This window comes from Pantoea sp. Acro-807 (genome assembly GCF_011752675.1).
Classification (GTDB): domain Bacteria; phylum Pseudomonadota; class Gammaproteobacteria; order Enterobacterales; family Enterobacteriaceae; genus Pantoea; species Pantoea eucrina.
The window spans coordinates 1-12,840 of the sequence record NZ_VWXE01000008.1; the positions used below are offsets into that span (position 1 = coordinate 1).

Annotated in this window: 17 protein-coding genes; 10 read left to right on the top strand and 7 right to left on the bottom strand. The window is 49.9% G+C overall.

Translation table 11 applies throughout. The annotated features are described in order from the left end of the window. Positions 1 to 58: 58 nt before the first annotated feature. The 3 genes from F3J39_RS15715 to F3J39_RS15725 form a co-directional block, all read right to left on the bottom strand. A complete protein-coding gene (locus F3J39_RS15715; protein ID WP_166714370.1) occupies positions 59 to 400 on the bottom strand; it encodes an Rpn family recombination-promoting nuclease/putative transposase in 342 nt (113 codons plus the stop codon). Positions 401 to 453: 53 nt separating this feature from the next. Further along, on the bottom strand, positions 454 to 1,368 hold the full coding sequence (locus F3J39_RS15720; RefSeq protein ID WP_166714371.1) for an Rpn family recombination-promoting nuclease/putative transposase: 915 nt from the start codon (positions 1,366 to 1,368) through the stop codon (positions 454 to 456). 322 nt (positions 1,369 to 1,690) lie between these two features. Next, the gene (locus F3J39_RS15725) at positions 1,691 to 2,266 is read right to left on the bottom strand and encodes a hypothetical protein (RefSeq protein WP_166714372.1); all 576 of its coding nucleotides are present in this window, start codon (positions 2,264 to 2,266) and stop codon (positions 1,691 to 1,693) included. A gap of 188 nt (positions 2,267 to 2,454) precedes the next feature. Between F3J39_RS15725 and F3J39_RS18880 the strand changes: the two genes are divergently transcribed. After that, positions 2,455 to 2,625, top strand: a complete 171-nt coding sequence (locus F3J39_RS18880) for a DUF2256 domain-containing protein (RefSeq protein ID WP_071882943.1) — start codon at positions 2,455 to 2,457, stop codon at positions 2,623 to 2,625. 4 nt (positions 2,626 to 2,629) lie between these two features. On the opposite strand, the gene F3J39_RS15735 is transcribed toward F3J39_RS18880, so the two are convergent. After that, complete coding sequence (locus F3J39_RS15735; protein WP_065647936.1) at positions 2,630 to 4,081, bottom strand: sugar porter family MFS transporter; 1,452 nt, start codon at positions 4,079 to 4,081, stop codon at positions 2,630 to 2,632. Positions 4,082 to 4,329: 248 nt separating this feature from the next. On the opposite strand from F3J39_RS15735, the gene F3J39_RS15740 reads away from it, so the two are divergent. Beyond that, complete coding sequence (locus F3J39_RS15740; protein WP_104085977.1) at positions 4,330 to 5,229, top strand: LysR family transcriptional regulator; 900 nt, start codon at positions 4,330 to 4,332, stop codon at positions 5,227 to 5,229. On the opposite strand, the gene F3J39_RS15745 is transcribed toward F3J39_RS15740, so the two are convergent. The 3 genes from F3J39_RS15745 to F3J39_RS15755 all read right to left on the bottom strand — a co-directional run bounded on the left by F3J39_RS15745 (position 5,204) and on the right by F3J39_RS15755 (position 8,163). Continuing rightward, on the bottom strand, positions 5,204 to 6,001 hold the full coding sequence (locus F3J39_RS15745; protein ID WP_166714373.1) for a substrate-binding domain-containing protein: 798 nt from the start codon (positions 5,999 to 6,001) through the stop codon (positions 5,204 to 5,206). The genes F3J39_RS15740 and F3J39_RS15745 overlap by 26 nt on opposite strands. A gap of 14 nt (positions 6,002 to 6,015) precedes the next feature. Next, positions 6,016 to 7,311 carry an MFS transporter gene (locus tag F3J39_RS15750; RefSeq protein WP_108570319.1) on the bottom strand — a complete coding sequence of 432 codons (1,296 nt, stop codon included), beginning with the start codon at positions 7,309 to 7,311 and terminating at the stop codon, positions 6,016 to 6,018. Between the two features lie 288 nt (positions 7,312 to 7,599). Next, positions 7,600 to 8,163, bottom strand: a complete 564-nt coding sequence (locus F3J39_RS15755) for a hypothetical protein (RefSeq protein ID WP_166714374.1) — start codon at positions 8,161 to 8,163, stop codon at positions 7,600 to 7,602. Between the two features lie 219 nt (positions 8,164 to 8,382). Between F3J39_RS15755 and F3J39_RS15760 the strand changes: the two genes are divergently transcribed. The 8 genes from F3J39_RS15760 (at position 8,383) to F3J39_RS15795 (ending at position 12,712) form a co-directional block, all read left to right on the top strand. Beyond that, positions 8,383 to 9,540: a PrgH/EprH family type III secretion apparatus protein gene (locus F3J39_RS15760; protein WP_108570321.1), complete on the top strand. Its 1,158-nt coding sequence runs from the start codon at positions 8,383 to 8,385 to the stop codon at positions 9,538 to 9,540. Positions 9,541 to 9,606: 66 nt separating this feature from the next. Next, positions 9,607 to 9,846, top strand: coding sequence for a type III secretion system needle complex protein (locus F3J39_RS15765; protein ID WP_108570335.1), 240 nt, complete (start codon positions 9,607 to 9,609; stop codon positions 9,844 to 9,846). Between the two features lie 7 nt (positions 9,847 to 9,853). Beyond that, on the top strand, positions 9,854 to 10,144 hold the full coding sequence (gene sctI, locus F3J39_RS15770) for a type III secretion system inner rod subunit SctI (protein WP_108570322.1): 291 nt from the start codon (positions 9,854 to 9,856) through the stop codon (positions 10,142 to 10,144). Between the two features lie 3 nt (positions 10,145 to 10,147). Further along, positions 10,148 to 10,873, top strand: coding sequence for a type III secretion inner membrane ring lipoprotein SctJ (gene sctJ, locus F3J39_RS15775; protein WP_166714375.1), 726 nt, complete (start codon positions 10,148 to 10,150; stop codon positions 10,871 to 10,873). Continuing rightward, a complete protein-coding gene (locus tag F3J39_RS15780) occupies positions 10,870 to 11,418 on the top strand; it encodes a hypothetical protein (protein ID WP_166714376.1) in 549 nt (182 codons plus the stop codon). Before sctJ ends, F3J39_RS15780 begins: the two co-directional genes overlap by 4 nt. Next, the gene (locus tag F3J39_RS15785; protein ID WP_108570325.1) at positions 11,399 to 12,073 is read left to right on the top strand and encodes a hypothetical protein; all 675 of its coding nucleotides are present in this window, start codon (positions 11,399 to 11,401) and stop codon (positions 12,071 to 12,073) included. The genes F3J39_RS15780 and F3J39_RS15785 overlap by 20 nt, the downstream gene beginning before the upstream one ends. Further along, on the top strand, positions 12,063 to 12,227 hold the full coding sequence (locus F3J39_RS15790) for a hypothetical protein (protein WP_166714377.1): 165 nt from the start codon (positions 12,063 to 12,065) through the stop codon (positions 12,225 to 12,227). The genes F3J39_RS15785 and F3J39_RS15790 overlap by 11 nt, the downstream gene beginning before the upstream one ends. A 35-nt stretch (positions 12,228 to 12,262) precedes the next feature. Further along, positions 12,263 to 12,712, top strand: coding sequence for a hypothetical protein (locus tag F3J39_RS15795; protein ID WP_108570326.1), 450 nt, complete (start codon positions 12,263 to 12,265; stop codon positions 12,710 to 12,712). The last annotated feature ends 128 nt before the right edge of the window (positions 12,713 to 12,840 follow it).

Below are 12,840 nucleotides of genomic sequence, written 5' to 3' on the forward strand. Positions count from 1 at the left end.
TCTCATGTTACAGCCGCTTTGCATGAGCTGAGGTATGGAAGGCGTCAAGATCAAATACTCAGCGACAAGAGTGCTTCAGCTCTTCCTCAGTCAGACCAGTCACATTCATAACAGACTGAATGTCCATACCATTCTTTAACAGATTGCGGGCTATCCTGAGGCTCGCTTCCTGTATGCCCTCCCGTAAACCTTCTTCTCGTCCCTCCAGCCATCCTTCCTGCCATCCCTCCTGCCATCCCTCCAGACGGCCTTTCTGCTCAAGCTGCTGTGCAATCGTCATCAGTTCATCCTCATGTTGTGGCACCCACTGCGCCAGCTCGCGAATAAAGGCACCTGCATCGGCGGTTTCACCCGCCTGAAGCATATAGTTGGCCCGCGCGTGCATATGCTGTCCGGTCATGAATTTCGCCGCTATTAGCAGAGCCAGCTGGTTCGGCGCCTCTTTTAAATCACTTAGTGACAAGAGTGCTTCAGCTCTTCCTCAGTCAGACCAGTCACATTCATAACAGACTGAATGTCCATGCCATTCTTTAACAGATTGTGGGCGATCTTAAGGCTGGCTTCCTGTCGTCCTTCCTGACGGCCTTCCTGTCGTCCTTCCTGACGGCCTTTCTGCTCAAGCTGCTGTGCAATTGTCATCAGTTCATCCTCATGTTGTGGTACCCGCAGCGCCAGCTCGCGGATAAAGGCGCCTGCATCGGCGGTTTCACCCGCCTGGAGCATATAGTTTACCAGCGCGTGCATCTGCTGTCCGGTCATGAATTCCGCGGCCATTAGCAGAGCCAGCTGGTTCAGCACCTCTTTCAAATCGCGCCGGCGAATATGCTTTTGTAGCAGGGTTAGTGCGGCCATACTCCGATGTTGCATAATTTCTTCATCAGGGATTGTAGTTAAATCCACCAACGGGAATCCGCTACTATAGAGCGTTGTTGCTATCTTTGATTCGCTGAAAAGCTGCAGCCAGTTCATGCTGTAAGGATAGGGGCTGCGCTTACCCTGATAAAACAATACAGGAATGACAAGCGGCAAAGCGTTATGCCCGGCGTCAAGATGACGTTGCATCGCTGCTACGGCATAACGCATCAGGCGGAACGCCATATGTCTGTCCGGCGAGCTTTGATGCTCAATCAGGACATGGACATACCCGTCACCTTTTTGGGTTTTTAGCGAGTACAGTACATCGCTATAGTAAGAACGCAGGTCATCTTCAACAAAACTTCCAGACTCCAGCCTGAGCGTCGCAAGGTCGCAAATCGCGAGCAGCGCAGGCGGCAGATGTAGCGTCATAAAGTCCCGCGCGGTTTGCGGGTGGGAGAGAAATGTTTTGAAGACCGCATCATGCGGTGTAGGCGTGCTGTTATTCTTCATTGCGTCACCTGAGCATTTTCCCTGAGCTTCTATAATATTAACGAGGCCTGAATCAAAGCAGACTTTCTGAACCTGATACATTCTTCAAAAGTCTTAATTACGCTGCCATAAATATTCCGTTTAATAAAACATGAGCTATTTCGTTAGATTAGAGCTTCCCGTATAACACCCCTCAAGCCAGCTTTCTACGCAAGGGAAATAAATCTTCTGTCAAAATAGAAGGCAAGCGCACGGCACTGAATTTAGCAGGCCTGGTTTACTTATTCGGCCTGCCAGTTACCACTAAAATCTATCATCAATAAAAATAAAATTTTAAATTCGATTAATCTATCTTATACTCTTTGACGAAATCCATTAATCTATGCAAATATGAATCAGTTATAGCAATAGAGCTTCTGTCGCTTATCTCAGCAGACTCCTTAACAGGGTTCGGCGGTGAGGGAAACACCCGTTCGCCATTAGTTATTTTTTCAATTAGATATTTCCCTTCAAGTAAACCTGGTGCGATATAATGGACACTAGGCACAGACTCATAATCCTCATCTATTTTTTTCAACACTTCTTTTAATTCTTTTTTTGAGCTATTGATTTCAATCTCTCTATTTATGGTATTAATTTCACTATATTTGCGAGATTCACTATGTATATTACGGTATTTTTCTACAGGATCACCATCATACAATGATGACACCGTCTCTTTTTTGCAACTTTTAAAAATTGGGTTTAAAACTTCATTTCCATAGTGATTGGCGACAGGGCCTGCATTTAATCCTGGAGCTTTTCTTTCATTTGAAATGTGTTTAATATCACCACACTTTGCGGCAAACTCGACAGAACCGGAATAAGGCAGATTAATGCCCTGCTCACTTCTCAATCTAATGCTACTGACGATTGACATATTCGCTCCTGATTAAAAGAATGATTTAATCACCTCCCTTCTTTATTTTCTTTCAAAATTCAATCAAAGATTCGCATTTGCAGTCATGGTTACTATGATTAAAAATTAAATATATCTGACGTTTCATTGGCTAAAGGTCGGATTAATAGCTGTCAGCGAAGTTGAGGTTGATTACGGGGAGATCACGCGTGAAAGATTTTAAAGGTAACAAACAGGCGTTGCCTGTGCGCTACTGTAAACAGTGTCACAAACCCATGACGTGGCGCAAAAAGTGGGAGAAAAACTGGGACGAGGTACAGTACTGCTCTGAACGCTGCCGCCGCGCCGCGAAAGCGGCACGGACAGCAGCAGAGTCATAAGGGGTTAGTTTGCAGGCGCCGTTTCCTGGCGCTTGTCACCAAACCGTTCCCGCATATGCGCTTCAATCTGCTCCAGTGACTTGCCACGCGTTTCCGGCAGCACCAGCGCGACAAAAATCAGCGATCCGACATTGATAGCGGCAAAAATAAAGAAGGCGTTGTTACCCACCAGCGACAGCAGAGGCGGAAAGGCAAAGGCCACTGCCGCATTACAGATCCACTGAAAAGCCACCGCCGAACCGGTCAGTACGCCGCGTACCTGCATTGGAAAGAGTTCTGACATCAGCAGCCAGTAAACCGGTGAAATGCACATCTGCATAAAAAACAGGAATACCAGGATACAGGCGAGCGCCAGCAGGCTCTGCGTCATGCTGTTCGGCATAAACACCAGCACCGCGCCCAGCGCCAGCTGCATTGCAATCACAATACATAACCCGGTCATCAGCATTTTGCGTCGGCCAAAGTGGCTGATTGCCTTGATACCGGCAAACGTCGCCAGTACGGAAACCACACCGTTGCCAATGGTCGCAGCAATCGAGGCGCTGGTTCCCATGCCGGTACTCTTCAGGATAATCGGCGTGTAGTACATAAAGGCGTTTACGCCGGTAAACTGCAGCACAATACCCATGCCGCAGCCCATCAGCAGCAGACGGACAATCCACTTCTCTTTCAGCAGTTCACGCGCCGCCGGCCCCTGTCGTGCCATACGGGCGTTTTCGCGCATCTCTTTCATTTCAGCTTTAATTTCGCGCGGGTTTTCGCGCAGCTTACGCATGATGCGCATCGCTTCACTGAGGCGGCCCTCCGCGACCATCCAGTGCGGCGACGCCGGGACAAAGAAAGTGCCGATAAACAGTAGTACGCCCGGTACCATTGCCAGCGCCAGCATATAGCGCCACATTTTCGGATCGTGCAGCAGCAGACTCATTGCCGCGCTGACGATATAAGCCAGCAGCTGGCCTGAAACAATCATCAGCTCATTGCGGCTTACCAGCGGCGCACGACGCTTGGGTCCGGCGATCTCAGCGATAAACACCGGCACGGTCGATGAACCGCCGCCCACGGCGATGCCGAGTATAAACCGCATCACCACCATGATTTCGATATCGGGCGCCACCGTGGTACCAAAAGCGCCGGCGACAAACAGCAGCGCCAGACTGCGCAGCGTAATACGGCGGCCAAAGCGATCGGAAACGTAACCGCTGAGAAACGCACCTACCGCGGAGCCAAACGTCAGTGAGGATGTCACCAGCCCTTCGGTAAAAGGCGTAAGGTTAAGCCCGCCCTGTGCGGCAGGTAGTGTCATATAGGGCAGTGCGCCGGAAATAATTCCGGTGTCATAGCCGTATGCGAGGGCTCCCATTGTGGCCACCAGCACCACAAAAAACAGTCGTTGCTGAACGGTGAAATTAAGCGCGCCGCCGTCGTCCGGCGAGTCCTGAGAAGAGTTTTGCATAGCTGCATCCCTGTTTAAATGGCACACACAGCACGTTGCTGTGTAAAGAAAGGTATGAGTATAGGAGCGATTTTCGGAATGGGATCTGAATCACATAATTCGTTAAAAGCAGCGGGTCCCCGGTACTAAACCAGTAAGGTATGCCGTATGCCTCTGTAAGCCGGGCGCAATCATATTGCTGTATCCGTTTCCGGTACGCCCGTGCCGGCCGATACCTTACCCTGCACTGCCTGAAAGGATGCTGCCTGATGCCCGTGAATTTTGATCTTAATGACCTCTATGCGTTCCGCGCGCTGGTGGAATATGGCAACTTTCGCCTGGCAGCAGAGTCGATCTGCCTGTCGCAATCTGCGCTGAGCCGCCGGATTGAAAAACTGGAAGCGGCGCTCGGCACGCGGCTTTTTGACCGCACAACGCGTCGCGTTACGCTGACGCTCTATGGCCAGAGCTTTGCTGAGCGATCTGAACAGCTGCTGGCAAACGTGGAAGCGGTACTGGCTGACATCAATCAGGTAAGCCAGGAGCGCACCGGTCTGGTGACGGTCGCGACAGTGCCTTCGGCTGCGTACTACTTTATGCCTGAAGTGATCCGGCGCTTTCGCGCACGCTATCCGCGGGTGCGGGTCAAAATTATCGACAGTAGCGTGGGCAATGTTATTGAGGCGGTCAGCAGCGGCCAGGCGGATTTCGGGATCTGTTTTGCGAAAAGCTTGCCGCCGGCCATTGAATTTTTACCGCTGGAAGAGGATGTGTATGTTGCGGCCTGCCGGCACGAACACCCGCTGACGCGCCGATCATCACTGAGCTGGGAGGAGTATTTTCAGCAGGAGTATATCGGGCTGGATAAGGTATCAGGTAACCGCTCCCTGCTCGACCAGGCGCTGGCGCATATCATTCCGGCCCGGCCCAGCATCTGTGAAACGCGCCACGTCACTACCCTGTTAGGCATGGTCGAGGCGGGCATTGGTATTGCGGCAGTGCCGGCGATGTCGATGCCCTCCTCAGGGCACTCCTTACTGGCGCAGATACCGCTGACGCATCCGGTGGTGACCCGATCCGTGGGTCTGATTCGCCGTCGTGGCCGTATTCAGTCATACGTTGCCGCCGAGCTGGAGAAGCTCATTACTGAACAGTATCACCCTGCTTAGCGGTCGCGGTTACGCTGTGCATACCGGTTGCGGTCACAATTTTCTGCGCCTGCGGAGAGGCCAGGAAACTCAGAAGCGCTTTACCTTCATCGGGATGCTGCGCGTTTACCGTTACCGCGCCGGCGAAGCGGGTAATGTACTGCACATTTGCCGGCAGCTCACCGGCAAAACTGACACCCGGCACCGGCAGCAGCTCGCTGACCTGCTGGAAGCCAATGGCGTAACGTCCCTGCGCCACCTGCGAGGCGACCGGAATGCGCTCCACCATCTGCGCTTTTGTCTGCATCTCCCGATCGATCCCCAGCTTTTTAAACAGCTCATTACTGACATAGCGGCCGCTGGCGCTGTCTGAATAGGCGACAGACTTTGCGCTAAGCAGTGTCGTACGCAGCTCAGCATCGGTTTTAATCGCCGGCAGCGGATCGCCCTGCTTTACCACGATACCAATCGGCGAGTCTGCCAGCTCCTGGCGGGTGCCGGCGGCAATGCGCTTATCCTGCTGCAGATGCGTCAGCGCATCACCGACCATAATCACCACATCAGCCTGTTCACCACGTGCGAGGCGGTTCGGGATGGCCTGCGGCGTCTTCCCCATTGAGGGGCCGGGGATAATCACCAGATGGTTACCGCTCTGTTTTTCATAGACGGGTGCCAGTTTTTCCAGTGCAGCTTTAAAGCCGCCGGAGATCATCACGCTGACATCCTGCGCCAGCACGCTGGTGCTGAACGAAGCGAGCATGATTGCAGTAAGGCTCAGAATCGGTTTATGCATTATTTCATTCCCTGTTAGCGTGCGGTTTGCAGCGTCAGTGCGCGACGACGATAGAGATAGAGCGTGGCGAGCAGCGCGCAAATTGCGGCAAAGCTCATCCAGTAGCCTGGCGACGCTTTATCACCGGTATACTCAATCAGCGCAGTGGAGATAACCGGCGTAAAGCCGCCAAAGACCGCGGTCGCCAGGCTATAAGCCAGTGAAAAGCCCGCCACGCGCACTTCGGCCGGCATGATCTCGGTCAGAGCAGGGATCATAGCGCCGTTATAGAGGCCGTAAATGAAGGAGAGCCACAGCAGTACCGTCAGCATCATAGAGAAGCTCGGTGCCGCCGCCAGCATGGTCAGCGCCGGGTAAGCGGTTGCCAGCGCCAGCAGCGTCATCGCGACCAGCACTGGCTTACGGCCAAAGCGGTCAGACAGGGCACCGCCCACCGGCAGCCAGAGAAAGTTAGAAATGGCCACCAGCAGCGTGACCAGCAGACTGTCTGATGCGCTGAGCATCAATACTTTTTTGCCGAAGGTGGGCGCGTAAACCGTGATCAGATAGAACGCGGTAGTGGTCATCGCCACCATCAGCATGCCCGCAATCACAACCGGCCAGTTGCTCAGCAGCGTTTTAAATACCTCACCCATCGCCAGATGTTTACGGCGCGCGGTAAACTCCTGCGTCTCTTCCAGCTTGCGACGCAGAATAAAGATAAACGGCACGATCAGGCAGCCAAACAGGAACGGGATACGCCAGCCCCAGCTGCTGATTTCACCCGGCTCCAGCGCAGCGTTCAGGGCAAAGCCCATTGCGGCTGCAACCATAATGGCAACCTGCTGGCTGCCAGACTGCCAGCTGGTGTAAAACCCTTTTCGGCCCGGCGTGGCAATTTCAGCAAGATAGACCGAAACACCGCCCAGCTCAGCGCCTGCTGAAAAACCCTGCAGCAGACGGCCGGTCAGCACCAGCAGGGGTGCCCAGAGGCCGATACTCTGATAAGAGGGGATCAGTACAATCAGGAATGTGCCCGCCGCCATGATAGAGAGCGTGACGATAAGCCCTTTACGACGGCCCACTTTGTCGATGTACGCGCCAAGTACAATGGCGCCGATAGGACGCATCAGAAAACCGGCGCCAAAGACGGCAAAGGTCATCATCAGTGAGGCAAACTCACTGCTGGCCGGAAAAAAGGTATGGGCGATATAGGTGGCGTAGAAGCCAAAGAGAAAAAAATCGAACTGCTCCAGAAAGTTACCGGATGTCACGCGCAGTATGGCACTGATACGCGAACGGGTAGTCATGGGTGAGGTAGAGGAATGCATCAGAATCTCCAGTTGTCATGGGCGCTTTATCGTTGCGCCTGTCACGAAAGACTGGATCAGAAAAATAGAGTTAATAAGCGCAATAAACTCATGCACTGATGCGTTACATGCATTAATACAGACCCGAAGCTGAAAATCAGTTTATATATTAGGTTGTTAAATATATGTAAGCATCATGTCAGGAATATTCAGGCTGAATGGTGACACATCAGCTTTGTGACCAGCTTCAAGTGTGTTGCTGGCGCCCTGCGTGGTCTTATCAACAGGATGAGCGTAATGCAGGCTGCTTCACGGCATCTGCTTAACTTCCGGCAGCGCCATATCGCAGGCAAACGCATTCATCAGCCTGCCATACGCTTTTTTATGCTCGGGATGCCTGACGCCTGAAAGCAGTTTCCGATCTGCATCTGACCATCCGGCAGCATGGGTACGCTGCTCGTTGATCCGGGCGTTAATTTTTGCTCCGCTCTTACCGGCAGAGTAAAAGGCGGTGTTATCCATATACTTCAGATAGAGATCAAAGGTGTTTTCCGACCAGACATGCCGGTTTGGATACATAATCTTATGTATATATCTGCGCGCGTCTTTGATCTCCTGCGCGCTGTATTGATCCCAGTCGCCCACCTGTTCGATATACGCATAAATCGTGTTGAGCGGTTCTCTAACCTGGCTGAACACCTCTGTTCTCAGCATCAGCGCTGAGATTTCTTTTTTATATTCAATATGATTACTGAGCTTTTTCTCAAACAGCGCGTTCTGAAATGACCACGCCAGCAGACAGATCACCACCGGCACCGCAATAGAAATGAAGATTTTAACCAGCTCGATTCGGAATAACGTTTTATCATTCATGTCGTCACTAAGGCTGGGGGAGAGAGAAGACGCGAATACTCTGAATGACTTATTAGTGATTCTGCTACAACAAATCGCTCATTACCTGAAAAAGCCTGCGCTTTACCCTCAGCCATCAACGGGTGACCGCTCAAAATCAACATTCATTATAATTCCATCAATCACTGAATCGTAAACAGACTTAGGCTGGTAAACAGAAAAGTAATTCAGTTGGTGATCATGGCATATCAGAATGAAACAGGCGACCTGGCCGATACACATCCGGAATGTACCCTTCGCTTTTTGAATACCCCTCTTTCGGGTTGTGAATATGAGCTAAAAGCGGGCATCACCCGGATACTTGTTGGTCCGGAGGAGGAGATTTTCGATAACGAAAGTGAATATGATCAGATCGTTGTACCGTACGGTAATACGCTAAGTCATTTCCTTCTTCGCGTTGACGAAACCAAAAGCGCAATCTTTTTTACCAGCGAACAAGGCAGCGAACAGCCCTTGTCCGGTAATCAGGAAACGGAAGCCTGCGGCGTCAGGTTTGCGATTAAGCTTCCCGGCGAAGAGTGGGATATCAAAGCGCTGAAAAAAAAGCCTGCCCTAAAGAAGCGCAGCGTCGCCGTTACCGCAATGCTGAGCATAGGGGTGCTCTCCATCATCGCGCTTAGCATTATGCTGTTCAGCATGGACAACGATCAGAGACGGAGTAAAAAAATCCGAGCCGTCGTTGCTGCGGATTTCCCTGAAGTCGTGGTCGTAGAGGGTAAAGACAAACAGCATTATATCCTTGCCGGGAGTCATCAGCATCAGGTGTGGCTCACGCAGGCGCTACGCAAAAAAACAGACCTTGAGCAAAAGCTGTTTGTTCTGGACAAAAATAAAGAAGAAGAAAAAATATACTTATGGTTTAAAACGAACAGTCCAGATCAAAAAGTTCATGCGCTGAATCTTGATAACGCAGGCACGGTCCGCATCACGTCCAGCAGCGAACGTAGCCAGATTATTTCTCCGCAACAGAGTGAAAAGGTAACGCTGCGGGCAACAGACGCTTTTTCCTATATTAAAAATGTCAGTTTTCACTATATCAGCGATCAGGCTGTGGTTCAGGATGCGATAGACGCTGTCAGCAAAGTCACGCAAAAGTATGACGTAATAAACAATAAAGATAATGTTTCGCTCAGTCTTTATGGCGAGCGAAATGACAATGAGCTGCTGCTGCTACAAACGCAAATTAAAGATTTTAATCAGCGCTGGAAAACTGACTACGTTCAGATTGTGATTACGCTAAGCGATGAATGGCTTCGGGATAAATCATATATTTATGGCAAGGAGGGCTTTGTCAAAATGTCAACCTCCCACTGGTTTTTCCCGAATAAAAGCCAATAAATTACCCCACAAAACAGTTAGCTTCATGGAGAAAAAATGAAAGATTTTAATAACAGTATGCACAGCTTGCCCGACTGGAACGGTTTTCTGACCGACCTGTCAGGCTCTTTTGATACCGGAGTAACCGATTTGAATGCACGACTGACCAAAGCGCTGGAAGAGTTGCAGAAAGACCCGTCCAACTCCCAGCTCCTTGCTGCGTATCAGGCTGCGTTATCGGAATATACGTTGTACCGAAATGCACAGTCGAACGTTGTCAAAACATATAAAGATGTTGCTGCAGCCATTGTGGCCAACTATCGATAGGTGAAACATGGACATTGCCAAAATCAGCCCGGTCTCATTCTCTGCTGAGACTGATGCACAAAGCCTCAACACCTCGATTGACGATGTGATGAAGAACGCGCTTTCTAAACTCATGGCTGAATCTTATCTGGAGAAAAGCGACGTGCTGGAAAGCATTGCTAATCCGGTAAACAGTACGGATCCGGAAAAGCTGTTTGAATATCAGAAACGGGTTCAGCAATATAACATTGACATCTCCATGATCTCAGCGCTGACGCGCAAAGCTGTTAACACCGTCGATACACTGTTGCGCTCATAAAAAATGAAAAAATCTACGTTACTTCTAATTGCGATTACCTTTTTAATCACCGGGTGCAAGCAAGAGACGTTACTCGAAGGCCTTAATCAGGAACAGGCAAACGAAGTTGTTGCCGTATTGCAGAAAAACAATATCGACGTGAAGAAAGGCCCAAAGCAAAAGGAAGGCTTTAGCGTATTGGTCAGCAATGAGGATTTCTCTTACGCCGTCGATATTGTCACGCAATACGATCTTCCTTCGCGCGCCCGAAATCAGATAGCGGACTATTTTCCGTCCGACTCTCTCGTCTCATCTCCGCGAGCCGAAGTAGCGAAGATCTATTCAGCGATAGAACAGAGGCTTGAACACACGCTGGCACAGATGCAAAACATTGTTTCAGCCAGTGTTCATGTCTCTTACAACGTCAGTAATATTGATTCCACCTCAAAGCCTGTGCCGGTGCATATTGCAGCACTGCTGAAACACGATCAGGATATAGCTGATAAAGAGGTGCTGTTAACAAACGCGAAAAGGCTTCTTAAAAACAGTTTTAATGAAGTCAGCTATGACAACATCTCTGTCATTCTTACGAAAATAGAGGAGATCAGTCCGCTATCGCCAACGCCGCGTAAGACAGGCTTTAAAATTATCTCAGCTGCCAGCGGAGCGATGCTCATCATAATGCTGATTGTAATAATGGCCGGACTGTGGCTGCTGAAAAAACGTAAAGAGTCCAGAGCGCTGCAATGAACCATACTGAGCTGAAACATATCAAAGCGATCTATTCTAACCCGCTCAGCTGGATACATCACGATAAACGACCGCGGGATCCCCTTCCCGCTTCTGCTACCTGCCGGGGAATAATAAATAGCTGGCTGGCGGCCACGTACGACATTAACGCCTGTCATGAAACACCTGATTTAACAGCGTTTGAGAAACAGCTATTCCGACACTGGGAAGCGCTGCCGGTAATCTTTTCCTGTATGGCTGCGCAGCGCAATCGCCGCTATCTCCTGCAAACTGATTACCGGACAATACCTGGCGTTGTCACTTCATTTATGAAGCTTAGCACCGGAATAATCTCAGCAGAGAAGCAGCATTTAGCCTCCCGCTTAACGCTGGACGATCTGACATATAGCGAAGTGCTGTCACTGAAAAGGGTTATTCCGGAAGAGCAGGTAAATATGATTACGCTGCTGTTTGCTAAGCGCCAAAATGCGTGCCTGCTTCCGGACGTTGAATTTAACATGCAACTTTTTATTCTGGCGCAACAACATGTCATTAAGCAAAGATAATTACCGTCATGATAAAGCGATTGAGGGAACGCTGCTTACAGCGGAGTACATTCATCAGTTGCAAAAAAGCCGGAACATTGTTTCGCAGGCTGAAAACAGAGCAAAGAAAATGATACAGGCTGCAGATAAAGCGGCTGACACTGCTTTTCAGCAGGCGTTAACAGATGGCTACAACCGAGGTATTACCGCTTCACTGGATATCATCGGTGGCTACCTCTGCAGCCTTGAAATGGCGAAAGCGCACCTGGTCAGCACGCTTAAACATGACCTCAGTGAAACACTGAGCAAAATAGTGGGTTCGGAAGAGATCATCACGCAGCAGTTAACCCGCTGGGCTAATCAACAGACAGATAAAACTATCCGTCTGCTAATCCCGGCGTCGCTGGAGGTGCAACCTCATGACCTTCAGGAAAAGCTGCAGCAGGAGAATAAAAAACTGACGGTAGCCTGTCATGATGACAACACGATTATCGCCGAAAGTGGCGATCAGATTTTTTGCATCGATTTAGTCCGATTTCACGAAAAGCTGATTGATGAATTTATACACGCCTCTGCTTCTGTAAATGAAAAAGCTGAAGAGGTTAACCAAACGATGAACGAGCAATCTAACGCGCTTCATTCAAGCCTTACCCCTGGAGAAGAAGATGAAGATTGAAAACCTGCCTGCAGCAGCCACCGTTCCCCTGGAAAAAGAGGATGCTACCCACTCTGCAATCGAAGAATTTATGTTCGAATTGATGATGAATGAATGGCGCAGTCGCGTTTTAAGCTCAGATGGGCTGACTGAAGAGGATAATGCAGAATGGTAACCCGGACACAATCAGCGATACGACTGATACTGACGATGGGATTTTTACTGCTGCTCACCGGATGCAGCCTTATAAACAATAAAAGCGATCGCGCCACATGCAGTACTGTATCGGCTGCCGTAAGTGCAGAGGCTTATTACGATGCAATGCTAAAGTGCGTACATGCAAAGAATTATACTGAAGCTTCACTGTTATACGGCCTGGGCGGCACAACAACCTGGTATGACGCTCAAAAACACCCTGGCGAAGCGAGCACGCATCGGCATAAGACGTTACTGAGTAATGTACTGAACCAGCTGCAGCCCGAGGAAAAAACTGAACTCTGGAAAGCAGTCAACGCCTGGATGAAAAATCCGGCGGATTTGCGTCTGTTGTGCAGCCGCGTCGAGTCCCGCGCGCCAGGCAGCGCCAGTAACCTGCAGTGGCAAATTGCAATGGCCAGTTATCTGCATTGTCCGATGATAGTCGATGCAGCCGCGCTTTAAAGATATTATTAAACGATGATTTTTGTGAAATCGATATTAAAAGATATTATTAAGGCCTCAGAAATTGGTTTGTTAAGCAATGTATTAGTCTGTTAACAAAACCAGATGACGTTTTTCACTGCGGCACT